28 protein-coding genes are annotated in these 25443 nt (G+C 59.0%); 15 read left to right on the top strand and 13 right to left on the bottom strand.

Annotated features, from left to right (window positions below; genetic code table 11):
• Positions 1-32 precede the first annotated feature (32 nt).
• A complete protein-coding gene (locus ACTJK5_RS09290; protein WP_440612234.1) occupies positions 33-404 on the top strand; it encodes a nuclear transport factor 2 family protein in 372 nt (123 codons plus the stop codon).
• A gap of 46 nt (positions 405-450) precedes the next feature.
• Here ACTJK5_RS09290 and aac(6') read toward each other — a convergent pair whose 3' ends face one another.
• Positions 451-903 (bottom strand): aminoglycoside 6'-N-acetyltransferase, encoded by a 453-nt coding sequence (aac(6'), locus tag ACTJK5_RS09295; RefSeq protein WP_440612235.1) that lies wholly within the window; start codon positions 901-903, stop codon positions 451-453.
• A 220-nt stretch (positions 904-1123) separates the two neighbouring features.
• Here aac(6') and ACTJK5_RS09300 point away from each other — a divergent pair, with 220 nt between their 5' ends.
• A complete protein-coding gene (locus tag ACTJK5_RS09300) occupies positions 1124-1570 on the top strand; it encodes a DoxX family protein (RefSeq protein ID WP_111848183.1) in 447 nt (148 codons plus the stop codon).
• Positions 1571-1619: 49 nt separating this feature from the next.
• Here the strand turns inward: ACTJK5_RS09300 and ACTJK5_RS09305 are convergent, their stop codons facing one another.
• Genes ACTJK5_RS09305 through hisS form a run of 5 tightly spaced genes read right to left on the bottom strand, consistent with a single transcriptional unit; the run spans position 1620 to position 5797 of the window.
• Positions 1620-2027, bottom strand: a complete 408-nt coding sequence (locus ACTJK5_RS09305; protein ID WP_062425994.1) for a GFA family protein — start codon at positions 2025-2027, stop codon at positions 1620-1622.
• A 44-nt stretch (positions 2028-2071) separates the two neighbouring features.
• Positions 2072-2770 (bottom strand): ATP phosphoribosyltransferase, encoded by a 699-nt coding sequence (hisG, locus tag ACTJK5_RS09310; RefSeq protein ID WP_062425995.1) that lies wholly within the window; start codon positions 2768-2770, stop codon positions 2072-2074.
• Positions 2767-3888 (bottom strand): ATP phosphoribosyltransferase regulatory subunit, encoded by a 1122-nt coding sequence (locus tag ACTJK5_RS09315; protein WP_440612236.1) that lies wholly within the window; start codon positions 3886-3888, stop codon positions 2767-2769. Before ACTJK5_RS09315 ends, hisG begins: the two co-directional genes overlap by 4 nt.
• Before the next feature lie 16 nt (positions 3889-3904).
• Positions 3905-4273 (bottom strand): VOC family protein, encoded by a 369-nt coding sequence (locus ACTJK5_RS09320; RefSeq protein ID WP_116493207.1) that lies wholly within the window; start codon positions 4271-4273, stop codon positions 3905-3907.
• A 6-nt stretch (positions 4274-4279) separates the two neighbouring features.
• The gene (gene hisS / locus ACTJK5_RS09325) at positions 4280-5797 is read right to left on the bottom strand and encodes a histidine--tRNA ligase (RefSeq protein ID WP_440612237.1); all 1518 of its coding nucleotides are present in this window, start codon (positions 5795-5797) and stop codon (positions 4280-4282) included.
• Between the two features lie 280 nt (positions 5798-6077).
• Between hisS and ACTJK5_RS09330 the strand changes: the two genes are divergently transcribed.
• The 4 genes from ACTJK5_RS09330 (at position 6078) to copM (ending at position 7987) form a co-directional block, all read left to right on the top strand.
• Positions 6078-6323: a DUF2798 domain-containing protein gene (locus tag ACTJK5_RS09330; protein ID WP_062438634.1), complete on the top strand. Its 246-nt coding sequence runs from the start codon at positions 6078-6080 to the stop codon at positions 6321-6323.
• 67 nt (positions 6324-6390) lie between these two features.
• Complete coding sequence (locus ACTJK5_RS09335) at positions 6391-7155, top strand: hypothetical protein (protein ID WP_440612238.1); 765 nt, start codon at positions 6391-6393, stop codon at positions 7153-7155.
• Between the two features lie 39 nt (positions 7156-7194).
• Complete coding sequence (locus ACTJK5_RS09340; RefSeq protein WP_440612239.1) at positions 7195-7557, top strand: hypothetical protein; 363 nt, start codon at positions 7195-7197, stop codon at positions 7555-7557.
• A gap of 55 nt (positions 7558-7612) precedes the next feature.
• Entirely contained in the window at positions 7613-7987 is a 375-nt protein-coding gene (gene copM, locus ACTJK5_RS09345) for a CopM family metallochaperone (RefSeq protein ID WP_440612240.1), read from the top strand.
• A 52-nt stretch (positions 7988-8039) separates the two neighbouring features.
• On the opposite strand, the gene ACTJK5_RS09350 is transcribed toward copM, so the two are convergent.
• Positions 8040-8954, bottom strand: coding sequence for a LysR family transcriptional regulator (locus ACTJK5_RS09350; RefSeq protein ID WP_062426003.1), 915 nt, complete (start codon positions 8952-8954; stop codon positions 8040-8042).
• A gap of 82 nt (positions 8955-9036) precedes the next feature.
• On the opposite strand from ACTJK5_RS09350, the gene ACTJK5_RS09355 reads away from it, so the two are divergent.
• Positions 9037-10074: a YeiH family protein gene (locus ACTJK5_RS09355; RefSeq protein ID WP_440612241.1), complete on the top strand. Its 1038-nt coding sequence runs from the start codon at positions 9037-9039 to the stop codon at positions 10072-10074.
• 5 nt (positions 10075-10079) lie between these two features.
• Here ACTJK5_RS09355 and ACTJK5_RS09360 read toward each other — a convergent pair whose 3' ends face one another.
• Entirely contained in the window at positions 10080-10523 is a 444-nt protein-coding gene (locus ACTJK5_RS09360) for a hypothetical protein (protein WP_440612242.1), read from the bottom strand.
• A complete protein-coding gene (locus ACTJK5_RS09365; protein WP_440612243.1) occupies positions 10520-11149 on the bottom strand; it encodes a DNA-3-methyladenine glycosylase I in 630 nt (209 codons plus the stop codon). The genes ACTJK5_RS09360 and ACTJK5_RS09365 overlap by 4 nt, the downstream gene beginning before the upstream one ends.
• A 182-nt stretch (positions 11150-11331) precedes the next feature.
• On the opposite strand from ACTJK5_RS09365, the gene ACTJK5_RS09370 reads away from it, so the two are divergent.
• Positions 11332-12054: a L,D-transpeptidase gene (locus ACTJK5_RS09370; RefSeq protein WP_440612244.1), complete on the top strand. Its 723-nt coding sequence runs from the start codon at positions 11332-11334 to the stop codon at positions 12052-12054.
• 248 nt (positions 12055-12302) lie between these two features.
• Here ACTJK5_RS09370 and glcF read toward each other — a convergent pair whose 3' ends face one another.
• The 3 genes from glcF to ACTJK5_RS09385 are packed head-to-tail and all read right to left on the bottom strand — an operon-like array spanning position 12303 to position 16281.
• Positions 12303-13631 (bottom strand): glycolate oxidase subunit GlcF, encoded by a 1329-nt coding sequence (glcF, locus tag ACTJK5_RS09375; protein ID WP_440612245.1) that lies wholly within the window; start codon positions 13629-13631, stop codon positions 12303-12305.
• Between the two features lie 2 nt (positions 13632-13633).
• Positions 13634-14848 (bottom strand): glycolate oxidase subunit GlcE, encoded by a 1215-nt coding sequence (glcE, locus tag ACTJK5_RS09380; RefSeq protein ID WP_144621679.1) that lies wholly within the window; start codon positions 14846-14848, stop codon positions 13634-13636.
• A complete protein-coding gene (locus ACTJK5_RS09385; RefSeq protein WP_144621978.1) occupies positions 14848-16281 on the bottom strand; it encodes an FAD-linked oxidase C-terminal domain-containing protein in 1434 nt (477 codons plus the stop codon). Before ACTJK5_RS09385 ends, glcE begins: the two co-directional genes overlap by 1 nt.
• Positions 16282-16392: 111 nt before the next feature.
• Between ACTJK5_RS09385 and ACTJK5_RS09390 the strand changes: the two genes are divergently transcribed.
• Positions 16393-17298, top strand: coding sequence for a LysR family transcriptional regulator (locus ACTJK5_RS09390; RefSeq protein ID WP_144621680.1), 906 nt, complete (start codon positions 16393-16395; stop codon positions 17296-17298).
• Between the two features lie 3 nt (positions 17299-17301).
• On the opposite strand, the gene ACTJK5_RS09395 is transcribed toward ACTJK5_RS09390, so the two are convergent.
• On the bottom strand, positions 17302-18576 hold the full coding sequence (locus ACTJK5_RS09395; RefSeq protein ID WP_144621681.1) for a DUF3422 family protein: 1275 nt from the start codon (positions 18574-18576) through the stop codon (positions 17302-17304).
• A gap of 222 nt (positions 18577-18798) precedes the next feature.
• Here ACTJK5_RS09395 and ACTJK5_RS09400 point away from each other — a divergent pair, with 222 nt between their 5' ends.
• The 6 genes from ACTJK5_RS09400 (at position 18799) to ACTJK5_RS09425 (ending at position 25415) form a co-directional block, all read left to right on the top strand.
• The gene (locus ACTJK5_RS09400; protein WP_274100849.1) at positions 18799-20136 is read left to right on the top strand and encodes a glycosyltransferase family 4 protein; all 1338 of its coding nucleotides are present in this window, start codon (positions 18799-18801) and stop codon (positions 20134-20136) included.
• Positions 20133-20888, top strand: a complete 756-nt coding sequence (locus tag ACTJK5_RS09405) for an HAD-IIB family hydrolase (protein ID WP_440612246.1) — start codon at positions 20133-20135, stop codon at positions 20886-20888. Before ACTJK5_RS09400 ends, ACTJK5_RS09405 begins: the two co-directional genes overlap by 4 nt.
• 169 nt (positions 20889-21057) lie before the next feature.
• A complete protein-coding gene (locus tag ACTJK5_RS09410) occupies positions 21058-21528 on the top strand; it encodes an NUDIX hydrolase (protein WP_112358907.1) in 471 nt (156 codons plus the stop codon).
• A gap of 93 nt (positions 21529-21621) precedes the next feature.
• Entirely contained in the window at positions 21622-23130 is a 1509-nt protein-coding gene (locus ACTJK5_RS09415) for an inorganic phosphate transporter (RefSeq protein WP_440612247.1), read from the top strand.
• 33 nt (positions 23131-23163) lie between these two features.
• Positions 23164-23901, top strand: a complete 738-nt coding sequence (locus tag ACTJK5_RS09420) for a 16S rRNA (uracil(1498)-N(3))-methyltransferase (protein WP_440612248.1) — start codon at positions 23164-23166, stop codon at positions 23899-23901.
• Between the two features lie 140 nt (positions 23902-24041).
• A complete protein-coding gene (locus tag ACTJK5_RS09425; protein WP_440612249.1) occupies positions 24042-25415 on the top strand; it encodes a glutamate--cysteine ligase in 1374 nt (457 codons plus the stop codon).
• The last annotated feature ends 28 nt before the right edge of the window (positions 25416-25443 follow it).

A 25443-nucleotide genomic window follows, 5' to 3' on the forward strand; every position in this document is an offset into this window, starting at 1 on the left:
CCCCCGATGCAAGCATGTGGAACAGGTGTCCCTTGAACAGTGCCGTCGAACTTCCGGTCCAGAAACAGCTCGAGGCCTATAATGCCCTTGATATCGATGAATTCATGCGGTGGTGGGCTGACGACTGTCAGTACTTTGCATTTCCCTCGACGCTCTTGGCGCGCAACGCTCTCGAAATTCGCGAGCGCCACATCGAGCGCTTCAAAGAACCAGATCTTCATGGGCAACTGCTATCGCGCATAATTCTCGAAGACATGGTCATCGACCACGAGACCGTGACGCGCAATTTTCCCGAAGGACGTGGCGAAGTCGATGTTGTCTGTATCTACGAGGTCGCTGGTGGCAAGATCGCAAAGGCATGGTTCAAGATCGGAAAACCGAGAATCTTGGAGTCCTACTCATAAAGCCCAGCCATAAAGGGCCAAGATTGCTCGTTTAATTTTGGCTGCATCAGGCCTCAATATCCTTGCGGAAAAAGACGACGCTTTGTGTCTCCGCAAAATCGAGCGCAGCATGAAACTTTCGGCTCGCCTCATTCTCAAGCGAGGCGTCGGAGGCGAACTCCAGGCATCCTTGAGACTTACCCCAGTCCCCAACTGCATCGCAGAGCCGCCGCGCGATCCCTTGCTGGCGATGCGACGGCAGAACATAGATACCTTCCAGGAAGGCCACGGGTGACGTCTTGCAGCCGTTGACATAATCGTCGCGCAAATTGCCTTCGGCAAAACCGACGATCTCACCCTCCTCGCTTTCACTGAGAAAGGCGACGGCCCTGTCGGCTCTCTGTAAAAAGGTCTTGATGATATCCTCGCGGTGTTGCTCGACGGAGCCATCCGGCCAGAGCGCAGTGCGTAAACGCGTCCATGAATCGACATTGTCGATGGTGCCTCTAACGATTTTCATCCTCTCTCCCCCTCGTCATCTGCCTTCTCTTGCAGCGCCTCAACCATAAGCAGAGGTCTGTCACCATGTTCGAGCGGCACAACGCGACCAGTTGATTGTTCACTTTTTGAAGACGAAGAGTCTCCGTGCGTTTATCTTTCGTCAATTTAAAAAATCCGTCAGAACTGTCTCCAGAGTTCACGCAACGGCTTGAACAAAAGCCCATAACGGAGACACCTCGATGTCCAGCAGCCAGAACGCTCTCGTGCTCGTCGCACGCATTCTTCTTTCCTTCATTTTCGTCTATTCCGGTTTCGGTAAGCTGATGGACCCTGCCGGCACGGCCGGTATGATCACCGGCGCCGGCTTGCCTGCGGCAACCGCTCTTGCTTACCTTGCCGGTTTGTTTGAGCTCGTCACCGGCCTTGCCGTTCTCGTTGGCTTCCAGACCAAGATTGCCGCCTTCGCATTGGCTGCATTCTGCGTCTTCACCGGTCTTGTCTTCCACAGCGGCACCGTTGCCGTTCCGGGCTGGCCGGATGCGGCTCTCGGCTGGATCAACACGCTGAACGGCATCATGCTGATGAAAAACATCACGCTGGCTGGCGCCTATATCCTTCTCGGAGCTTTCGGTGCTGGTGCCTATTCGGTCGACGCGATGCGCGGCCCGAAGCTTGCCCACGCGTAAGTTAAAACTGATACAAAGAAGCCGCTGGAGCGATCCGGCGGCTTCTTCTTTATGTTCGTTCTTTGGGAAAAGCGGGGATCGCGTCGAGATGGTCGACCCACGCGGCCTTGGAGCGCGCCCAGATCTGCACACGCGGTTCCAACTCCGCCCGTTCATTGATCGAACCCCACCGTATGCCCCAAGTGCCGTTGTCCTGTTCGGCGCTGCTGAACAGCGGCGCGCCGCAGTCGCCACAGAAATGCATCAGACGGACATTGCCGTTCTCCGCCTTCTTCCTGTAGAGCTTCGGCTCCGCGCCGGTCAGGCTGATATCCTGGCGCTTCGCTCGCAAGGTCACGCGATAGGGGGAACCCGTCAGACGCTGGCAATCCGTGCAGTGACAGATGACCACGTGCTCCGGATCGGCTTCCGCTTCATATCGAACGCTGCCGCAGTGGCACTGGCCTGTGATGCGCATGACATTCTCCTTCATAAGAAGAACAGCATAGACAAAATATGTCGTCAGCCAAGCGCCGTCTTGACGCGCGAGACGATCTCCTGAACGACAGCATCGCCTTCGTGCTCCGCCTTACGGGCACGAACGAAGCAGGCTTCCGACCTCAAGATGATGCCGTCGGTCAGGATCTTCAGGTGGTTCGCCTTCAGCGTCGAACCGGTGGAGGTGATATCGACGATGATATCCGCCTGACCGGCTGCGGGCGCGCCTTCTGTGGCGCCTAAGCTTTCGACGATACGATAGAGTTGAATGCCATGCTGGCGAGAGAAGAACTGCTGCGTCAGGCGCCAATATTTGGTGGCGATCGCCAGACGGCGACCGTGGCGGGCGCGAAACTCGGAGGCGACGTCGCCGAGATCGGCCATGCTATCCACATCGAGCCAGATTTCCGGAACCGCAACCACCACATCGGCGTGGCCGAAACCGAGCCGGGCGCAGAACTCGACACGTGTGTCGACGTTGCTCAAGTCTTCGCGCACAAGATCTTCACCTGTCACGCCGAAATCGACAGTGCCGTTGCCGATCTCACGGGCGATCTCGGATGCCGAAAGATAGGCGATCTCGATATCGTCTCGTCCTTCGACACGGCCGCGATAGGAGCGGTCACTGCCGATTGCGGTGATCTTCAGCCCTGCGCGTTCGAGAATGGCCGAGGAGTCGTCCTTCATGCGTCCCTTGGAGGGCAGCGCTATGGTGATGGTCATGCGGAAGTCCTCGCAGCTTCGATGCGGTCCAGCCAGAGCGAGAAACCAACGGCGGGAATCGTGTCCTTGGCGCCAAGCAGCGTCATCAGCCGGTCGAAACGTCCGCCCCCTGCGAGCACGGCCGTTTGACCCTCTTGCGTGATTTCGAAGACGAGGCCGGTATAGTAATCCAGTGGACGACCGAAGGCTGCGCCATAGGTGACTGAACCAAGATCGACGCCGCCATTGGCAAGGGCCGCCACGCGGGCATCGAAATCGGCAAGGGCCGCCCCGAGCTTCAGTTTCGCCTTCTCAGCAAAGTCCGAGAGCGTTTTCGACGCCTCAGACAGAGGTGCCTGGAGGCTGAGGAACTGCTTCAGCAACTGGAAGCTGTCATCCGGCAGACGGGTGGCGGCAAGCGCCAGCTTCTCGCGAAGGCGTCTCGCAATCTCCTGCGGTGCGCGACTTGCATTGGTGGAGTAGCCAGTCTCCTGCATGACGCTGTCGATATACTCGACAAGAACCTTTTCCTCGCCAGTCGCGAGCAGCCCCGCCACGCGGGCATCGAGCCCGGTCATCGGCTTGGGGCTGACAAGGCTTTCGAGCAGCGCATCGAGTTGGGCGGTGTCGCCAAAGGCTTGCACCAGACGCTTCTGCCAGCCAAGCGGCAGACCGAGTGCGGCAATCACGGCTTCGAAGACCTTCTGATCCCCCAAACGAGCAGAAAGCGTCTGCCCTGGAAGAAGCCGGTTCAGAATGCCGAAAGCGTCGCCAATGGCGCGCGCATCGGCGGCGGCGACATCGCCATCGCCCAGATCTTCGATCCCGGCCTGATAGAACTCGTTTCCACCTTCGCGGCGCTGACGAAACACTTCGCCCAGATAGGCGTAACGCTTCGGCGTGCCGGTTGCCGTTTCGATATGGCGAAGGCAGACGGGGATCGTAAACTCCGGCCGCAGACACAGGCTTTCGCCGGTCTCGCTTTCGGTCAGGAAAATACGACGGCGCAAATCCTCGCCAGCCATATCTAGGAACGGCGCAGCAGGCTGAATCACGGGTGTATTGACCCGCATCGTCTTGCGCGCCGCAAACTCGTCCAGCAGCTCTCCGGAAAATTCCGGCATGTCGATCAGGGGCATGAAGCAGTACTTTTCGTCACGGTTCGAGCGGTTGCATCATTTCGATGCGGTTTCCGAAGGGATCATACACATAGAAGCGGTCATACCCTTCCAGTGGCTCATCCTCAACCACAGGGCAGCCTGCGGTTTCAAGTCTTTTTCGAAGCTCTGACAGATCATCGACGACAAAGGCAGGATGCGCTTTGCTAGCCGCGACGAAATCTCCGGCGACGCCAAGATGCACCCGAACATCGCCAGCCACAAACCAGCATCCTCCGCGCCCTGCCAGATTGGCAGGCTTCTCGACCTCTTCGAGACCGAGAAGGCCAGCATAAAAAGCCCGCCCCTTGTCTTCACCTCCTGCCGGGATCGCCAGTTGGATGTGATCCAGACGGAGAATGGTCACGGCTGATCAGCCTTCTGCCCGGCGGCGGTCTTCCGCCTGCGCTTCGAGGATTTCCTTCACCTTCGCGACGAGATCGGCTTCGGACACAACGTCCTGCGCCACACGCGCTTCGCGCCATGTCGCATTGTCCTCGATCTCTCCAGACAAGCGCTTGCCCTCGATCAGGTCCTTGATCTGCACCACGCCTTCAGCACGTTCGTCACCGCCCTGGATGATGGCAATCGGCGCGCCCATGCGATCGGCATATTTCAGCTGATTGCCAAACTTTTTCCAGTTGCCCTGATACATTTCGGCGCGGATACCCTCGGCGCGAAGCGCTTGGGTGAAGCGCTGGTAACGACCCATGCTTTCCACATCGCCATCCATGACGGTGATAAGAACAGGCGCAAGCGGCTTTGCCTGACCGAGCTTGCCAAGGTTCTTCAACGCCGTCATCAGGCGCGAGACACCGATCGAGAAACCGGTTGCGGGAACAGGCTGGCCCATGAAGCGCGACACGAGACCATCGTAACGGCCACCGCCACCGACCGAGCCGAAGACGACCTTCTCACCTTTTTCGTTGGTGACATCGAAACTCAATTCGGCCTCGTAAACGGGACCGGTGTAATATTCGAGGCCGCGTACAACCGATGGATCGATCTTGATGCGATCCGCCTCATAACCGGCACTCGCAACGAGCGCACCGATGACATTGAGTTCGTCGACGCCTTCCTCGCCCTTTGAGGTGCCGGCGACGAGCTTTGCAAGATCGGCAGCACTTGCGGCATAATCCTTGATGCCGACGAAGAAGAGGACCTTTTCGATCTGCGCCTCGTCAAGCCCTGCACCCTTGGTAAAGTCGCCGGATTCGTCCTTGCGACCGGGGCCGAGCAGAAGCTTCACGCCTTCGGGCCCGAACTTGTCGAGCTTGTCGATGGCGCGCAGAACGTTCAAACGACGGCCGGCATTGTCTTCGCCGCCGAGACCGATGGCTTCCATCACGCCATCCAGCACCTTGCGGTTGTTGACGCGAATGACATAGTCGCCGCGCTTGATGCCGAGCGCTTCCAGCGTGTCGGCCATCATCATGCACATTTCGGCATCCGCCTGGACGCCAGCGGCACCGACCGTATCGGCGTCGAACTGCATGAACTGGCGGAAGCGGCCGGGGCCGGGCTTCTCGTTGCGGAAGACATAGCCGGCGCGGTAGGTGCGGTACGGCAGCTGGATATCGTTGAAGTTCTCCGCAACGTGACGGGCAAGCGGCGCCGTGAGATCGTAGCGCAGGCTCATCCACTGTTCGTCATCGTCTTGAAGCGAAAAGACGCCCTCATTCGGCCGGTCGCTATCGGGCAGAAACTTGCCCAGCGCATCGGTATATTCGAACAGTGGCGTTTCGACGGGATCGAAACCGTAAAGCTCATAGACCTTACGGATCTTATCGATCATCTCATTGGTGGCATGGATATCGGCAGCCGAACGGTCCACGAAGCCGCGCGGCAGGCGGGCTTTCAGTTTCTGAGGCTTTTTTGCTTTTTCGCTCATGATGCCAGTCCAATTGTCTCTTGAAATCAAGTGGGTGTCTTAGTGTATGAGCCCCTATGCGGCAAGGGCGGGCGCTTGCGGATTTGCCACAACTCGCTGACCTGATGCGGCGACCAAGCCTGTGGAGTGCTTGCAAGGCAAGAGCGGCAATGTTAGCGTTGGATCGTCGTCGATTTCGACCGTAAGCGTCTAACGTCAAGCAACGCGCCTTAACCCCCTCGTTCTTTGGGGGCGCGAACAAGGTGCGCTTTTGAAGACGACGTTTAGAAAGACATGTTTCATGACATTCTCACGCTTACCCGCGCGCTACGGCGCCATTCTCATGCCTATGGTGCTCTCCATCCTGATGACGTTCGTCGTGTCTCTCATCGCGACGATCCGCGCCATCGGCCTTACCGAGGATTTCCTGGCGCGCTGGCTGCCGGCCTGGGGTCTTTCCTGGCTCGTGGCCTTCCCGACGCTGCTTCTGGTGCTGCCCTTGGTGCGCCGCATCGTCAACGCTCTGGTCGAACCGCAGCGCAGTTGATACTGCGATAGGCTGTGCAGGCGGATTGAGCCTGCACAGATACCATGCACTCCAGAGTGAAGCCTACATGATCCTCGAAGCCTTGAACTACGCCGGGACCTACTGGAAGACCGAGCCGGCATTTCGTCCGCATATTCGCTACTCGGTCAATCTATGGGCGCGCGCCAATCGATGCGCGACGGCTTGGGGAGAGCACGAAGAAAACAGCAAGCGCTTCATTCTTTCGACAGCTTCGAGATTGAGGCAGCGACGCACGGCAGTCATCCTTGGCTCCGGCCTTTTGCGGGATGTGCCCTGGCGGCAGCTTTCTGCAGCGTTCGACACACTCGTTCTCGTCGATCTGGTGCATCTTTCCAGCGTGCGAGCGAAGCTCTATCGGCGGAAGTATCGCAATGTCGTGCTGAATAGCCGCGATCTCTCCGGCTATGACATGTTGAAAGAGGGGATAGACATCGAGCCGTTGAGCTTTCTCCGCCAGGTGCCTTATCTGGACCTCGTCGTGTCGGCCAATCTGCTGTCCCAGATCGGCACCGGCGCGCGCCATCGGATGGAACAGGATGGGGCGAATGGCGTACCGGAAGACATGCTCCATCGGCTCATCCAGGCCCACGTCGATGGTCTTTCCGGTCTACCCTGCAAAGTCTGCCTCCTCACCGATACCGGCTTCGACATCATTGACAGAACCGGCAAGGTGCATCAACACGAGGACCTGCTGCATGGTGTGCAGGTGCCGAACATCGCGCAGCAATGGGATTGGCCGGTGGCCCCGTTCGGCGAAGAGAGCAAGGACTACCAGATCGTTCACAGAGTCGTTGCCAGCAACCTCAGATAACCCATTTCCTGGCGTGGCTTGATAGGCTAGAGTGTGAGCATGCGCCTTGTCGTTCGCACATTGATGTTTCTCGCTTGCCTGCTTTATGGCGCCATGCCCGGCACGGCTGCGATGGATATGTCCATGCCGGCGGCCAAGGCCCTTGCTTCCGGCCTCGCTTTGGACGAGCACGCCGGTCACGGCATAGTCAAAACCGCTGAGCATACGGAAAACCAAGGCCGCCCGTGTCCTCACGAAAAGATCATGACGCACGCGCCATTCTGCGCGGCCTGTCTTGTTCTACTTCCAGACCTCGTCTTTGCCGAAAAAGGGCGATCGCCGCACGCAGCACCCTTGCCAGCATTGCAGGCAAGCTTGCTCGGCAACATGCCCGCACCCCCTCTGCCGCCTCCCCGTTCCTGACCGGATTTCGACATTCACATGCAATCGAAATTTTCCGACAGAGCAAGGATATCCCATGTCTATCAAGACCATTTCCATCGCCGCTGCCATCAGCGTCCTTTTTGCCGTACCGACGCTGGCACAGGACGCTTCCGGCCATTCGGGGCACAACATGCCCAAACAGGCGGCCGCGGAGAACGCCTCGACGCAGGCCTTCATGGATGTTTCCAAGAAGATGCATGCTGCGATGGAGCAGGACTATACCGGCAACGCCGATGTCGATTTCGTCCGCGGCATGATCCCGCACCATGAGGGCGCGATCGATATGGCGAAGGTCCAATTGCAATATGGCAAGGATCCGGAAATCCGCAAACTGGCCGAAGAGGTGATCAAGGCTCAGGAAGCGGAAATCGCCATGATGAAAGAGTGGCTGAAGTCAAAGGGCTACTAAACAGACTATGGGGAAGTGCCTTCGGGTGTTTCCCCTTCAATCCAAGAAGCGATCAAAGCCCCGTCAGGCCCGCCTTGTAGCTACCGGCAAATTCTCGACTGAGGCGTTCCAGCTCCATCGATGCGCGGCTCGGATGCCGTTCCTTGTGCATCAGGAGCGCAAACTGGCGCGCAGGCAAATCGATGCCAACGCGGGTGAGCAGTCCTTGACGTAGCATCAAGGCTGCGACGGACGCCGACACCACTGCTGCGGCCCCTCCTGCGCGCGCGGCTGCAACGACGGCTTCGTTGGATGGCAATTCCAGCGTCACCTTCAAATCAGCCAGAGACATGCCCATGGCTTTCAGCGCTGCTTCAAAAGCCGACCGGGTGCCCGAGCCCTGTTCGCGCAAAACCCACGTCGTTGAGCGAATATCCTCGGCTTTGAGTTGCCGACCATCCGAGAATGGATGAAGCGGACCGACAACGACGAGCAACTTATCCGATACGACGGGACGAACCGAGAGCGCTGGCTCGTCGATATCGCCTTCGATGAAGCCGATTTCCGCCACGCCCTTGAGCACCGCTTCTGTCACGGTGCGTGTGTTGCCGACGTCGAGTGTCACCGTCACGCCGGGGTAAAGCTGCTTGAACTGCATGAGAATAGACGGGAGCCAGTAGCTGGCGATTGTCTGGCTGGCAAAGACACGGATCTCACCGCGGGTCAGGCCGCCCATCTCGGAGAGGATAAGTTCAGCGCTGCGCACCCGGTTCAAGGTCGAGCGTGCTTCGTCCAGAAACACCCGACCGCTTTCCGTCAGTTCGATACCCCGGCCGACGCGGTGAAACAGCTCGACATTGTAATAGGCCTCGAGCGTCTTGATCGACGAGCTGACGGCGGAAGGTGTCAGGCCGAGCGCTTCGGCTGCCCGCGTCAGGTGCTGCCGTTCCGCCACGGCGACGAAGATCTTCAATTGTTCAAAGGTCATCTTATATCATTCGTTTTTTCCGAATGAAACATGCCATATTATTTGATGGAATGAAATGGATGTCTGTAAGATGATGTCGGTCATGGCACATCACCGTTCACTCACCTCATCGCTTTCTTTCTTTCGCGTTCCCGCCTGGCGCTTCGTGCCGGGAATCGCGCTCTGTGGCGCCATCAGCCTTGCCGCCATTCTTGCAGAAAGTGCTCAGGTGCGACTGGCCGGCCATGCCTGGCTTGGTGATCTGGTGATCGCAATCGTGTTTGGCGTGATGCTCAGAAGCTTAACACGTCTGCCAGAGGCAACCGGAACTGGGATCAAGTTCAGTGCCAAGACGCTGCTGGAGGTTGCGGTCGTTCTTCTCGGCGCTTCGCTCAGCCTGTCGATTCTCAAAGGGGCCGGCGGATTGCTGATCCTTGGAATCGCCATCATCGTTGGCCTGTCGCTCATCGGCAGCTACGCGATCAGCCGGGCGATCGGTCTTGAGCCAAAGCTCGCCATTCTCGTTGCCTGCGGCAATTCGATCTGCGGCAATTCCGCCATTGCCGCGGCGGCACCCGCCATCGGCGCGAAGGCGCAGGATATCGCGTCTGCCATTGCCTTTACCGCCGTCCTCGGCGTTGCCGCCGTCATCATCATGCCGGCAATCCCGGGCGTTTTCTCCATGGACGCGGTGCATTACGGCCTGTTTGCCGGAATGACCGTTTATGCCGTGCCGCAGGTTCTTGCAGCGACCGCGCCCATGGGTGCCGTCGCGGTTCAGACCGGCACCGTCGTCAAACTCATCCGGGTCTTGATGCTGGGTCCCGTCGTCACCACGCTTTCGATCATCCACGGCCGCGGTACGAGCGGTCGGCTCGATCTTCAGCGGATGGTGCCCTGGTTCATCATCGGCTTCGTGCTGATGATCATGGCCCGCTCCTTCGGCCTTATCCCGAACATTGCACTGGCACCCATCAGCGGCCTTGCCAGTGTGCTCACCATCATGTCGATGGCAGCACTCGGTCTTTCGGTGGATATCCGCTCTCTGCGCCATGCAGGCGGCAAGGTCATTGTCGCCGCCACCGCGTCGCTTCTGCTTCTCTGCGCTCTTTCCGTCGGGCTGATCGCGATCGCCGGTTGATTGGCTTACGGTTGGCGCTCGACCGTGATCGTATAATTGGCCCCAAGTCCGCGGCGTGACGAACTCAGCACCAGGATCGGCCGGATCAGCCACTCGGTGTCTGCCGCAGGCGTCAGCACCGTGGTGTTGTTTCCGGTATCGCTGAAGAAGATCGCATCGTCGTCCGGCTTGCCGAAATCGAAAATCGCCATGACGACGAATTCGCTGCGGCTCGCGAGCGAAACTTTCAACGTTTCGCCAGCCTTCACCTTCAGACGATAAACCTCACCCCTGCCCTGGCGTGTCCAGCCATTCAGTGTGAGATTGCCAGAGGCCGGCATTTCTACAGCCTTCAACTGTTCCCCATCGTCGAGCCACATGCCATCCACATTGCGCTGTTCGGCAACGGCCGGCACGGAGACGGTGGCGATCAGCAAGCCGGCAAGAGCACATCTCAAAAACGTCTTCACGGCCGTACAAACTCCTGCCGCATCGCTTCTATCCGTGGGCGACAATGGCAGCCCTCGATATGGTCGTTGACCATGCCCATCGCCTGCATGAAAGCATAGACGGTCGTCGGCCCAACGAAACTCCAGCCGCGCTTCTTCAAATCTTTGGAAAGCCGCGTGGACGCAGGGGTCGTTGGGTTGGCACGCAAAGTCGCATAATCGAAGACCTCAGGTCGTTCGTCCTGTTTCGGCTCGAAGCTCCAGAAGTAGCGCGCCAGCGACCCGAACTCTTCCCGAAGGGCAACTGCACGCCTGGCATTGTTGATGGTGGAAACGATCTTGCCGCGATGACGCACGATGCCCTTGTCGGCCAGGCAGCGTTCTATATCGGCGTCGTCGAAGCTGGCTACCTTGTCGAAATCGAAGCCGGCAAAGGCGGCGCGAAAGCTCTCGCGCTTGCGCAGGATCGTCAGCCACGAAAGACCGGACTGAAAGCCTTCAAGACAGATCTTTTCGAACAGCCGCTTGTCGTCGGTCACCGGATAGCCCCACTCGTCATCGTGATAGCGGCGGTAATCCTCCAGCCCCTGCTGCCAGAAGCAGCGGACCTTGCCATCCTCACCCGTCAACAACCCGTCTTCACTCATGCGGCACCGTCTCTTTCCGCCCGGTTCTTACCATTGATTCACCCTGTTTTAAAACTGCCTGCTAACCTTATTGAAAAGTTTCAGCAAAATAGCGGAATTGACCGACGTCTCTTTACCATTCGCTGGTCGGCGCATGCGAACGTGACAATCATTTTCCGGTGTCATGTAAAAGAGTCCACCCGATGTCGATCAGAACCGTCTTTCTAGCGTTGAGCGCCGTGTGTGCCGCTCTCAATCCGGCAATGGCCAATGACCGTTATCGCGAACGTCCGCCGATCGTCGTCAGCCCCGATCTGACGGCGCCGTGGGTTACGCAGTTGGGTCGTGGCGATGTGCGACCTGTCGTCTATCCGCAGCCGCCACAGCGCCAGCCACTTTTCCAACGTCGTAACGTGCAGCAGCGTCCCCAGGTCGTGGCCGCCCGACCGAATGCGCCTCGGTTGAGGATCGATCCGCAATTCCTGCCGCAAATCGTCAATTACGACACCAGCGAAGCACCGGGCACGATCGTCATCGATACGCCGAACCGGCTGCTTTATCTTGTCCTCGACGGCGGCAAGGCGCGTCGTTACGGCGTTGGCGTCGGCAAGCCGGGCTTCGAATGGGCAGGCACCCATTCCATCACCCGCAAGACGGAATGGCCGACCTGGACGCCGCCAAAGGAAATGATCACACGCGAAGCCGCGAAGGGTCATTATCTTCCGGCCTTCATGGAAGGCGGACCGGAAAACCCCATGGGTGCGCGCGCCATGTACCTGGGTTCGACACTCTACCGCATCCACGGCACCAACCAGCCATGGACCATCGGCAGCAACAATTCCTCCGGCTGTATTCGCATGCGCAACGAGGACGTGACGGATCTTTATGAGCGCGTGAAAGTCGGAACGAGGGTTATTGTGATCTGATAGCAACGCCAAAGTATAAGTTTGAGATCGGGAACCCCTCGATTTTACACTTATACTTGCGGCCTCCAGCGGAAACGCTAGATTGCGTTCCACAAGCTTGGCGGGGGATGCCAGGGGGAACGGTAGCGCTTTTAGCAGCCACCGATGAGAAACGAGCGGCTCAACCGCTCGTTTTTTATTTCAGGCTACAGCATCGGCCCGAAAATCGGAATCGATTTTCGGAAAGCACGATGCGTTGATTCAAAAAGTTAGAGCGTCCTTTGTGCGTCCTTAAGGACGCACGGCACTCTAAGCTTTCGTGGCTTTTCGCCGCCATAGGCCCAATCCAGCAACTCGACGGTGTGCAGGATCGGCATCTGCGTGCCGGTGGCAATCTGCGTCATGCAGCCGATATTGCCGGTTGCGATGACGTCGGCCCTGGTCGATTCGATATTCTTGACTTTTCGCGCCTTCAGCTGGCCGGAGATCTCCGGCTGCAGGATGTTATAGGTTCCGGCCGAGCCACAACAGAGATGGCCTTCCGCCGGATCGCGCACCACAAAGCCCGCTGCCTTCAACAGCAGCTTCGGCGCCATGGTGATCTTCTGGCCGTGCTGCATGGAACAGGCAGAGTGATAGGCAACAGACAGCCCATTGCGTTCCAGAGCGGGTAGCTCCAGCGTGGCGAGATATTCGGTGATGTCTTTCGCCAGCGCCGAGACCCGTGCTGCCTTTCCCGCATAGGCCGGATCGAGCCGCAGCATGTGGCCGTAATCCTTGATCGTCGTTCCACAGCCGGAGGCGGTGATGATGATGGCATCCAGCCCGGCATCTTCCACCTCGCGCATCCACACATCGACGTTGCGGCGGGCAAAGGCGAGTGCCTGTTCTTCCCGGCCCATGTGATGGACCAGCGCTCCACAACAGCCCTCGCCCTTTGGCGCGACAACCTCGATACCGAGACGGGTGAGAAGCCGGACGGTCGCCTCGTTGATGGCGGGATCGAGAACCGGCTGCGCACAGCCGGTGAGGATCGCAACGCGGCCTCGCCTTTCTGCAACAGATGCGTGAACCGCAGGTCGGTCTGCCTGCGGTGGAACGGCGTTCGGCGCGAGATCGAGCATGGCCGCAAGCGGTTTTAAGGCAGAGACCTTGCGCAACAGCGGGGCAAATGGTTGGCCGATCTTTGCGAGTTGCAATGCGAGCCTGAACCTGCCGGGATATGGCAGGACGGCGGCGAGAAGGCTGCGGATAAACCGGTCCATCAAGGGACGGCGATAGGTCTTCTCGATATGCACCCGCGCATGATCCACCAGGTGCATGTAATCCACGCCCGAGGGGCAGGTCGTGGTGCAGGCCAGACAGGAGAGACAGCGATCGATATGGGTGACCACCTCGCGGTCGGCGGGACGGTCGTTTTCCAGCATATCCTTGATGAGATAGATGCGGCCACGCGGACTATCGAGCTCATTGCCGAGCGTCACATAGGTGGGACAGGTGGCGGTGCAGAAACCGCAATGGACGCATTTGCGCAGGATCTTTTCGGATTCGGCAATCTGCGGGTCGGCCAACTGCTCGGGCGTGAAGGAGGTTTGCATGGTCAGATCCCCATTCTACCCGGATTGAAAATCCCCGCCGGATCGAGCTTTTGCTTGATGCGCGATGAGAGCGCGACTTCGACGGCATTCAGCGGTTCGAAAGCCGGAATTGATCGGCGTACATCGTCACTTGCGCGCAGAAGTGTGGCGTGGCCGCCTCCGAGCGAACGGATGTAACCTCTTAGCAATTGCGCTTCCGGATCGGCTTCCATCTGCATCCAGACAAGGCCGCCCTGCCAGTCATAATAGGCATCGATGCCAGCTTCGAGCCGCAGCGTCGCGACAAGCTTGTGGCCTTGTGATGGCGCAATGGACAAGCGCCAAAGCGGTTTGGAGGGGTTTCCCGCATAGGGCGCGACGTCGCGGATCTCCCGCCAGAGTGAACGGCTCTCGTCACGCTCAAGAGAGACCACCGGACCGAAGGCAGCGAGAAGCGTCTTCAGCTTGTGCAGCCGGGCCTCGACCGAGGCCGCAAGACCTTCCAGGCGCAACACGGTGGCCGCACCGTCCGGCAGTGAACCTTGCAGAAATAGCGACTTCACACTTTCCGGCAGGTGCGCCGCGCCTGAGACTTCGAGGCTGGTGGCCATCGCCGCCGCCATGGCGTTGGTCGCGGCTTCATCCTCCAAGCCTGAGATGACCATTGTTGCTTCAGCAGGCGGAACCGGCAGCACGCGGAATGTGACTTCCGTCAAAAACCCCAGCGTGCCGTAGGAGCCCGCCAGAAGCTTGACGAGATCGAGCCCGGTGACGTTCTTCATCACCCGCCCGCCGGCCTTGATCGCCTCGCCCCGGCCGTTGATGAAGCGAATGCCGAGCAGGCTGTCTCGCGCAGCACCGGCCACGAAGCGGCGCGGACCCGATACGTTGGCGGCGAAAACCCCACCGATTGTGGGCTCTCCCACCGTTCCCATGATCGCGCGGTGATCCATCGGCTCGAAGGCCATCATCTGCCGGGCGTCGGACAAGGCGGCTTTCACCTCGTCCACTGGCGTTCCGGCCTGGACCGTCATCACCATCTCGGCAGGATTGTAGGACACAATGCCGCTCAAACCTCGCGAAGACACTGTCGCATCGGCCTCAAAGGCATTGCCAAAACCGGAGCGCGTGTTGCCGCCGATGATGGCGAGCGAGCGACCCGCTTCCGCGCGGTCGCGAATGAGGTCTGCCGCCTCCGTTTCCGATTGCGGCGTGAGGACGGGGAATGTGTCGTCCATCAACCTCTGCCCTCCAGCGGAAAGACCTTGGACGGATTCATGATCCAGCCTTCATCAAAGGCCGCGCGGACCGCCATTTGCTGCGCCAGATCGGTATCGGAATACTGATGACGCATCAGGTCGCGCTTTTCGATTCCCACACCGTGCTCGCCGGTCAGGCAGCCGCCCGCATCGACGCAGAGTTTCAATATCTGGTTGCCCGCCTCTTCGGCGCGAGCTGCATCGTCCGGATCATTGGCATTGAAGAGGATCAGAGGATGCATGTTGCCGTCGCCCGCGTGGAAGACGTTGGCGACGCGAAGCCCGAGCGCGTCGGTGATCTCGCTGGTTTTCTTCAGCACATAAGAAAGCTGGCTGAGCGGCACCGTGCCATCCATGCAGATGTAATCGGCGATCCGACCCGTCGCACCGAAGGCGGACTTGCGCCCTTTCCAGATCGCCGCCGCTTCCATCGCCGACTGGCACTCGCGCACCGTCTTTACCGCATGTTTGCGGGCGATCGCGACGATGTCCGCCAGCATGGCATCCATCTCGTCCTCCGAGCCTTCGACCTCGACGATCAGCAGTGCACCGACATTGAGCGGGTAACCCGCCTTGGCAAATGCCTCGCAAATCTCGATCGCCGGCTTGTCCATGAATTCGATGGCAACGGGAATGATGCCGGAGCCGATAATATCGGCCACACAGGAGCCCGCTTCCTCCGAGCTTTCGAAACCGAAGAGCACCGGGCGGGCGCCTTCGGGCTTGGCGATCAGCCGCACCGTCGCTTCCGTGACGATGCCGAGTTGGCCCTCCGAGCCGCAGACGAGACCGAGAAGATCATAGCCTGTCGCATCCAGATGCTTGCCACCAAGCTCCAGCACGGTGCCGTCGACCAGCACCATCTTCACACCGAGAAGATTGTTGGTAGTGACGCCATACTTCAGGCAGTGCGCGCCGCCCGAATTCATCCCGATATTGCCACCAATGGTGCAGGCAAGCTGCGAACTCGGATCGGGCGCATAGAAGAAGCCTTGGGGACCTGCTGCCTCGGAAATCGAGAGATTGGTAACACCCGCCTGCACAGTTGCAGTGCGGTTGAAGAAGTCCAGCTCGAGAATGGAGGACATTTTCGACAGGCCGATCACCACGGCATCTTCCTGCGGGATCGCGCCGCCGGACAGCGACGTGCCGGCCCCTCTCGGCACCACGGGGATGCCATAGCGATGACAGTATTTCAGGACTGCCGCAACTTGGGCCGTCGTCTTCGGCAACGCGACGGCCAGGGGCATGCGGCGATAGGAAACGAAAGCGTCGGTTTCAAAGGGCATGAGCTCTCGCGGCTCATGCACAAGACAGTCTGGCGGAAGCAGGTCTGCAAGATCGGAGACGATCCTGTCCCGAGCGGAAAGCACCGCGGCGCGCGGCTGCAAAAATTGAATGGATTGCGACATGGTCTGCAGATGCTCCCTCATCTACACAATCCTATGCGGCGTTTGCGCCTTGGTTGCAAGCCTCACAAATGCTAGAGATTGTTTCCAATCCGGAAAGAATGGTGTGGACCGATGACGAATCTCGGCGATCTTGAAGTCTTTGCCAGCGTCGCTGCTTCCGGCAGCATGTCGGTTGCTGCAAAGGCATTGGGCTATTCTCCAGCCGTCATCTCCAAGCGCATCAAGCGGCTGGAGGAAAAGCTTGGCGCGCGGCTTTTTCAGCGTACGACAAGGCAAATCTCCCTGACCGAAGCTGGCCAGGGATTTCATCAGAGAATTCTCGCCGTGCTGGAAGGGCTGGAAGAAGCGGAAGACTTCGTTTCCGGCCGATCCAATATGCTGACCGGCACATTGAAGGTCTCGGCCTCCACCTCTTTCGGACGCATGCATGTCGCACCGCATCTCAAAGGTTTCATGGACCAGCACCCGTCGCTTTCCATCAACCTGACGCTCAGCGACGACTTTATCGACATTGTTGCGGGTGGCTATGATCTCGCCATCCGCATTGCCGACCTGTCGGATTCCAGCCTTGTTGCGCGACGGCTGGCGCCAGTGCGTCGCGTGCTCTGCGCTTCTCGCTCGTATGTGGACGAGCACGGTGTTCCGCAAACAATAGAAGACCTGAAGAACCACCGCTGTTTGCCCGCACATAATAACGATCTCTGGCGGCTCGAGGGACCGGAGGGTGCGTTCAACCTTCGGCCTGAGGGCCTGCTGGTAACCAACTCGTCGGAAGTCATTCGCGAGGCGGTGATCTCTGGTCTCGGCATCGCGCTGCGCTCGACCTGGGATATCGGGCCCGAGCTGAAATCCGGCGCGCTGGTTCAGGTTTTGCCCGCCTATGAAGGATCGAAGAACGTCGCGCTTTCGGCGGTCTATTCCAGCCGCCGGTTTCTGCCCGCCAAGGTTCGACTGTTCATCGATTACCTGGCGGGACTTTACGGCCCTCTGCCCTATTGGGACAAGGACGCGCTGTAGAGGTCAATGCGCCCCGTCGGCATGGCGCTTGCGGATATTGCGCACGACCCACCAGACACCAAGGACGGCCACCGGAACGGAGGCACCCGTGACCACCGCCGGATCGACCGGCAGCAGATCATGGGTCACAGCCTTTATCAGGTACCCGATCAGGCCCACGACATAATAGGAGATGGCCGCGACCGAGAGGCCTTCGACTGTCTGCTGCAAGCGCAGTTGCATGGCAGCGCGCTTGTTCATGTTGTTTAGAAGCACCGTATTCTGGCGTTCCAGCTCGACATCGATCCAGCTGCGCACCAAAGCTGTGGCGCGATAGAGCTTGCGCGACAGGTTCGCCTGACGCTCTTCCACCGACTGGCAGGTGCGCATGGCGGGCGCCAGTCGCCGCTCCAGAAATGTTGCCATGGTCTCATGCCCCTGGATCGGCGTTTCGGCCAGCGTGCGAATGCGCTCTCGCACGATCACGTCATAGGCGCGGCTGGCGCCGAAGCGGTAGAGGCTGAGCGCCGCATTGGCTTCCAGTTCCGCGGCAAGACGCGTCATTTCGGCAAGAAGCGCATCGGCCTCCTCTCGCGCTCCGTTCTTCATCCGCTGGGTGATTGCGGTCAAACCGTCCTCGATCCGGCGGATTTCCGGCGAGAGCGTCTGCGCCAGCGGCAGGCCGAGCATGGCAAGGGTGCGATAGGTTTCGATGTCGAGCAGACGCTGCACGATACCGCCGCGTGCCGAATCGGTCAGCCCGCGGTCGAGCAGAAGAAACTGGGTCAGCCCGTCGCGATCCTGGCGGAAGTCGGTCAGAATGGAGGCCTGCCCTTCGCGGACGGTCGAGTGACAGAGGCTGATCGGATCGAAATGGCTCTCGGCGTCGACAGTCTCCGGACCCTCGGAGCGGATTTCCAATCTCACCGCGGAAATCAGCGAGCCGGGCGGCGAGAACCCATCACCGAATGGATCGCCGATGATATCGCCACCGATCTTGTCCGGTGCCGGACCATCCCAGAACCATGTGGAGAATTCGGTGTGCCGCTCCCATCGAAGCGTTCCCAGGCCGCAGGGCATGGCGTGGTGGCGCGCATCACGCTCCGGCGGCGCAACGCCACGGCTGCGCGACATTTCCGCGATCGCCGAGTGATGGACCGACGCACCGCCATCCATCATGAAGGCCAGCTGGATGATGATGCGTGAAGGACCGAGCAGCACGGTCGGTCTGGCATGAATTTCCCCTAGCGCCAGCGCCCTTTCCGGTGCGCTGGCAAATGCAAATCGTCCCCTGGCCATTCGGCATTCTCCGTCTCGATCAACCTGATTTATCAAATGAAAAGATGCATTGGCAGGTGCCGAGTTGACGCAGGGCAACTGCTAAAATACGGCGTGTTCAGAGGCGCCATCTTTCTGCTTCCGAAGAACGAATAATCCTGGTTCAGCAATTTTTCCGGGAACTTTATCAACTTCAAGACGTTCTTGACGGGTTATTGGAAATTTCTACCAAGATGGGACGCGATGACTACCACGAGCGAAACTGAACGCTATCCACGGATAGCACTCATATCGACGCATGGCTATGTAGCCGCACACCCGCCGCTTGGCGCAGCCGACACCGGAGGACAGGTTGTCTATGTCCTCGAACTTGCAAAGAAACTCGGCCAGCTCGGCTATACCGTCGATCTTTACACCCGCCGCTTTGAGAACCAACCGGAAATCGATGAGGTGGACGATCGCGTCCGCGTCGTTCGCATTCCCTGCGGCGGGAAAGAGTTTATTCCGAAGGAATATCTCCACCGCCATCTGCTGGAATGGTGCGAGAACGCGCTGCGCTTCATCAAAAAAAACGACCTCTCCTATTCCTTCATCAACAGCCACTACTGGGACGCCGGTGTCGCGGGACAGCGGCTTTCCGAAGCGCTGAAGATTCCCCACCTTCATACGCCCCATTCGCTCGGTATCTGGAAAAAACGCCAGATGGAAACCGACTATCCGGAAAAGGCCGACACGTTCGAACTGGAGTTCAATTTCAAGGAACGCATCCAGCACGAACTGATCATCTATCGCAGCTGCGACATGGTGATTGCGACGACGCCGGTGCAGCTCGATGTGCTGCTCGAAGATTATGGACTGAAGCGCAAGCAGGTCCATATGATCCCGCCGGGATATGACGACAATCGCTTTTTCCCCGTGTCGGAAGCCTCGCGGCAGATGCTGCGTCAGCGTTTCGGCTTCGAAGGCAAGACCGTTCTGGCGCTTGGTCGTTTGGCCACCAATAAGGGCTATGATCTTCTGATCGATGGCTTCTCCGTGCTGGCCGAGCGCGAGCCCGAAGCACGTCTGCATCTTGCCGTCGGCGGCGAGAATATGGACCAGCAGGAGACAACGATCCTCAACCAGCTGAAAGAGCGGGTGAGCGAGTTGGGTCTGGAAGACAAGGTGGTCTTCTCCGGTTATGTCTCGGATGAGGATTTGCCGGATATCTACCGCGCCGCCGATCTCTTTGTCCTGTCCAGCCGTTACGAGCCCTTCGGCATGACGGCGATCGAGGCGATGGCAAGCGGCACGCCGACCGTGGTGACCATCCATGGCGGTCTCTTCCGAGCCGTTAGCTATGGGCGCCATGCGTTGTTTGCCGATCCTTTCGACAAGGAAGATCTTGGCATCACCATGATGAAGCCGTTCAAGCACGAGCGTCTCTACGGCCGCCTGTCGCGTATGGGAGCCCACAAGGCCCGCAGCCTGTTTACCTGGACGGGTATTGCGCAGCAGCTTCTGTCCGTGGTCGAAGGCCGCACGATGATGCCCGTTCTGGAGGAATCCGATTGGGCCGAGCCATGGAATGACGGCGATTGAAACCTGTTCGCCTCTTTTCCACTGATCTGGATGGCACCGTCGTCGGCAATCATGAGGCGACGGCGCGCTTTCGCAATTTCTGGCACGGGCTACCGAAAGAGACACGCCCACTCTTGGTCTTCAACAGCGGACGACTGATCGATGATCAGCTCGAACTCCTGGACTCAGTGCCTCTGCCTCGGCCGGATTATATCATCGGCGGGGTGGGCACCATGTTGTCACGCCAGGACGAGCCGAGGCTTTCGCAAGCCTACACCTCGCAGCTTGGCGCGGCGTTCGACGCCGACAGGATCGCGTCGGTGATGAAAGATGTTCCGGGCATCAGTCTACAGCCTGACCGATACCAGCATGGGCTGAAATCCAGCTGGTATCTGCACGATGCCGATGACGACACGCTGGCAGACATCGAGCGGCGGCTCAACCACAATGGTGTTGCCGCGCGGATTGTCTATTCCAGTGCGCGCGATCTCGATGTCCTTCCCCGCGCGGCGGACAAGGGCGCGGCGATTCGCTGGCTCTCCGATCACCTTGGCATCGGGCTCGATGAAACCGTGGTAGCGGGCGATACCGGCAACGATCGGGCCATGTTTGAACTGCCAGGCGTGCGCGGCGTGGTCGTCGCCAATGCGCTTGAAGAGCTGAAATCTTTTGCCACCGGTAAACATAATATGATCATCACGCTCAAAGAAGAAGCAGACGGCGTTACAACGGGGCTGAAGCACTGGATTTCTTCGGTCGAGACCCAAAAATAGCCCAGAAATATTGGTGCAAGAGTGGGACATCTGCATTGACCCACTCTCTTCATAAGCAGACAATGAAATTCGCCGAACGCTTCGTGGTTCGGGCCTTTGCACACTTCTACCCTGAAAGGAATACCCCGCGTTGAACCTTCTGAGCCGTCTGGCCCAAGACGTCGGCCTGATGCTGCGCCGTCCCCCTCGACAGCAATATGGTGCCATATGCCACCGCCGTAACAAGAAGCACGGCGATGTTGAGGTATTGCTGCTTACCAGCCGGGACACCGGACGGTGGGTCATCCCCAAGGGGTGGCCAATGGAAGGCAAGAAGGCGTATGCGGTCGCAGAACGCGAGGCTTTCGAAGAGGCGGGTGTGCGGGGAACCGTACAGAAGGAGCCCTTCGGCTTCTTCCACTATGAGAAAAAGCTAAAGAACGGGGTGAAGGTTACCTGCCTGGTGCAGGTTCACCTTCTGGAGGTCGCAGACCTCACCAAGAATTTTCCCGAACGGGAAAGCCGTAAGCTGGAATGGGTTTCGCCGGAGGAAGCGGAAAAGCGCGTCAACGAAATCGAGTTGAAGCAGCTTTTCGTCGCTTTCGGCAAGCATATGGCGAGAACCGCACCACCACTGCCGCAAAAGGCCGCCAATTCTTAGATCGTTTCCTTGTTTAATGGAAACGCTCTAATGACGACTTCGTGTCGCGAATACGCAATCCAAACGCTTTCAATGTCGCTATAAAGCGTTTCCATGACGCAATTTCCCGAAAGCCGCAAAAAGCCGACACTCGACAAGGATCTCGACAAGATGACCCGCGTCGAGGAAGCAGTGAACCATCTCGGCCAGCGGTTCGTGGCGCCGGGTGCTGCACTCCTGTTCCTCGTGGTAACGGCCCTGGTCGCCAGTTCCTACGCCGGAGGGACGCCGGGCGCGGTGATCACGCTCGCCGCGGCCATCATCGGCGCCTATATGGCGATGAATATCGGTGCCAAGGACGTCGCCAATAATGTCGGACCGGCCGTGGGTTCGAAGGCTCTGCCGCTGACGGCAGCACTCATCATCGCCGCGATCTGTGAAGTGTTCGGCGCTCTCATTACCGGCGGTAATGTTGTCGAGACGATTGCAAGCGGCATCGTTGACGTCAGGACGGTACCTGATCCTCATGTCTTTGCCTGGGCCATGCTCGGCGCCATTCTGGCGGCGGCTCTTCTGGTCAATCTTTCCAATCTGCTCAAGGCGCCGATTTCCACCACGCACAGCATCGTCGGTGCGGTGGCAGGGGCAGGCACAGCCGCCTTCGGCGTCGGTGCGGTGGACTGGGCGTCACTCATGGGCATTGCGCTGACATGGGTACTAACACCGTTCATCAGCGCCTTCTTCGCGGTCGCCCTGCTCGCCTTCATCAACCAAGTCATCATCGACCGCGACGACAAGATCGACGCCGCCCGCAAGTGGGTGCCAGTGCTGCTCGGCGTGATGGCCGGTGTCATGACCGCCTATCTCATGCGTTTTGGCTTGCATCGGGCGATCGATGTGCCGAGCGGCGTTTCCCTGGCAACCGGCCTGGCCGTCGGCCTCATCGCCTGGCGGCTCTGTATTCCGCTGATCCGCAATCAGTCCGAGGGTCTGGAAAATCGCAACCAGTCGCTTCGCACGCTGTTCCAGTGGCCCCTGATTTTTGCAGCAGCACTCATGTCTTTCGGCCACGGCGCCAATGACGTGTCCAATGCGATCGGCCCGGTCGTTGCCATCGTCAGGGCCGATTACGGCAACCTCAACGATGTGTTCGCGCCGGCACCGCAATGGGTGATGCTGATCGGCGCGTTCGGCTTGTCTTGCGGCATCCTGCTGTTCGGGCCGCGCCTGATCCGGCTCGTCGGCGAACAGATCACCAAGCTCAACCCGATGCGCGGCTTTTGCGTTTCAACCTCAACGGCGCTCACCGTCCTCACCGCCTCGCATTTCGGCATGCCGGTCAGCACCACCCATACCGCGATCGGGGCTGTCTTCGGTGTCGGCTTCTTCCGCGAATGGTATACGGCACATGGCCGAAAGCAGCAGGAGGCTCTGCGTAAGAGCCTTGCGCCAGCCGATCCCTCAACTGACGAGCCGGACGAAAATGCGTCGGAAACGCGGCGGCGCTATCTCGTGCGCCGGTCGCACTTTATGACGATCATCGCGGCCTGGATCATCACGCTTCCGGCAAGTGCTGCACTTGCCGCCGCGCTTTACGCAATTATCCATCTTCTGTTTATATGAGCAGACAGATCATCAACGTATCGAAGTACTGACATGCGTGCCAATTTCAGAATGCAGCGGCTTTACGTCAGCCAGTCCTTGCGGGCGGGAGAGAGTATCGAGGCCGATAGCGACCAGTTCAACTATCTTGCAAATGTGCTACGCATGAGCGACGGCGCGGAAATCCTGCTCTTCAACGGGCGCGACGGCGAATGGAAGGCGAAGCTCTCTTTCCCAACGCGCAAGAAGATCATGCTTGTTCCGCTGGAGGAGACACGACCCCAACCGGAAAAGCCGGACCTGCACTATATATTCGCGCCGCTGAAGACCGGGCGCCTGGATTATCTGGTGCAGAAGGCGGTGGAAATGGGCGCGGGCGTTCTTCGCCCCGTTCTGACCCAGCATGTTCAGGGCAAGATCACCAATCTCGACAAGCTAAGGGCCAATGTCATCGAGGCTGCGGAACAATGCGGTATTCTCGCCGTTCCGCATGTCGAAGAACCCGTGCGGCTGAAGGATGTGATGGAAGACTGGTCGCCTGCACGCCGTATCATCTACTGCGACGAAGGCGATGCCGGGCAAAATCCCTTGCCTGCCCTTCAACAGATCAAGGAAAAGCAACTGGCCCTTCTCGTCGGACCAGAGGGCGGCTTTTCGGAGGAGGAACGACAGTTGCTGCGCAGCAAGGCCTTTGTGACGCCGATCCCCTTGGGACCGCGCATCTTGCGGGCCGATACGGCAGCGGTCGCAGCACTTGCGGTCATTCAGGCAAGTATCGGTGACTGGAAATAATTGAGCCGCTGATGTCGCGCTCGCGCAAATTCGCAGCATGAGTTCATGCTTAAAAGAAATTCATTTGCTTGCGCAGGCACGGCACCCTATCAGCGATGGCAATATCGCTGCGCAGGCAGCAAAGACAACAAGGTAATTTCATGGCCCGCGACACGACCGACCAGACGCCAATTTCCTCCGTGCAGGAACTGACAGATTATCTGGCCGGAGGCTGCAAGCCGAAAGACAAGTTCAGGATCGGAACGGAGCACGAGAAATTCGCCTTCTTCCGTGAGGGCAATAAACCGGTTCCCTATTTCGGTGATGCCAGCATTTCGGCGCTGCTCAAGGGCATGCAGGAAAAGCTCGGCTGGGAGCCGATCATGGACGGCGACAATATCATCGGCCTTGGCGAGCCGAGCGGGATGGGCGCGATTTCCATCGAGCCCGGCGGCCAGTTCGAGCTTTCCGGCGCGCCTTTGGAAAACCTGCATGAAACCTGCCGGGAATCCAACCAGCATCTGGCGACGCTGCGCGACATTGCCGAGCCGATGGGCATTCGTTTTCTCGGCATTGGCGGGAGCCCGCTCTGGACGCTTGAAGAAACGCCGCGAATGCCGAAGTCGCGCTATGCGATCATGAGCAACTACATGCCCAAGGTCGGTACCAAGGGCCTGGACATGATGTACCGGACCTGCACCATTCAGGTTAATCTGGACTTTTCTTCCGAAGAAGACATGCGACGCAAGATGCGCGTTTCCATGAAACTGCAGCCGCTTGCGACCGCTCTTTTTGCGTCCTCACCCTTTACCGAAGGCAAACCGAACGGGCTTCTCTCCTGGCGCGGCGATATCTGGCGCGATACCGACAATCAGCGCTCCGGCGTTCTTCCCTTTACTTTCGGGCCGGATTTCGGCTTCAAGGATTACGTCGAGTGGGCGCTCGACGTGCCGATGTATTTCATCGTGCGCGACGGCAAGTATCGCGACTGTACCAACATCACCTTCCGCCAGTTCATGGACGGCGCCTTGAAGGGCGAGATCGCCGAGTGGGAACCCAATCTCGGTGACTGGACCAACCACCTGTCGACGCTCTTCCCCGATGTGCGCCTCAAGCGTTTTCTGGAAATGCGCGGTGCCGACGGCGGCCCATGGCGGCGCATCTGTGCGCTGCCGGCCTTCTGGGTCGGTCTGCTCTATGACGACGAGGCGCTGGCCGCAGCCGACCAGTTCACCGCAGACTGGCAGGTGGACGATGTGATCGGACTTCGCAATGCCGTTCCGGTGGAAGGTCTCAAGGCGACGATTGCCGGGCGTGATCTCCTGGATGTTGCGCGCGATGTGGTGGCGATTTCGCGCAAGGGCCTGCAAAACCGGGCGCGTCTGAACCGTGAAGGACAGGATGAGAGCGTATTCCTCTCGCCCTTGGAAGAGGTTCTTGCCAAGAAGTCGACGCTCGCTGACGATCTTCTGGCGCTCTATCATGGCCGCTGGCAGCAATCGGTTCTGCCCGTATTCGAAGAGTATCAGTACTGACAGCGCTGCCCCCGCCGGTCAGAGGCAG

Origin of the sequence: Agrobacterium sp. 22094 (assembly GCF_052046015.1) — a bacterium.
Lineage (GTDB): Bacteria > Pseudomonadota > Alphaproteobacteria > Rhizobiales > Rhizobiaceae > Agrobacterium > Agrobacterium cavarae.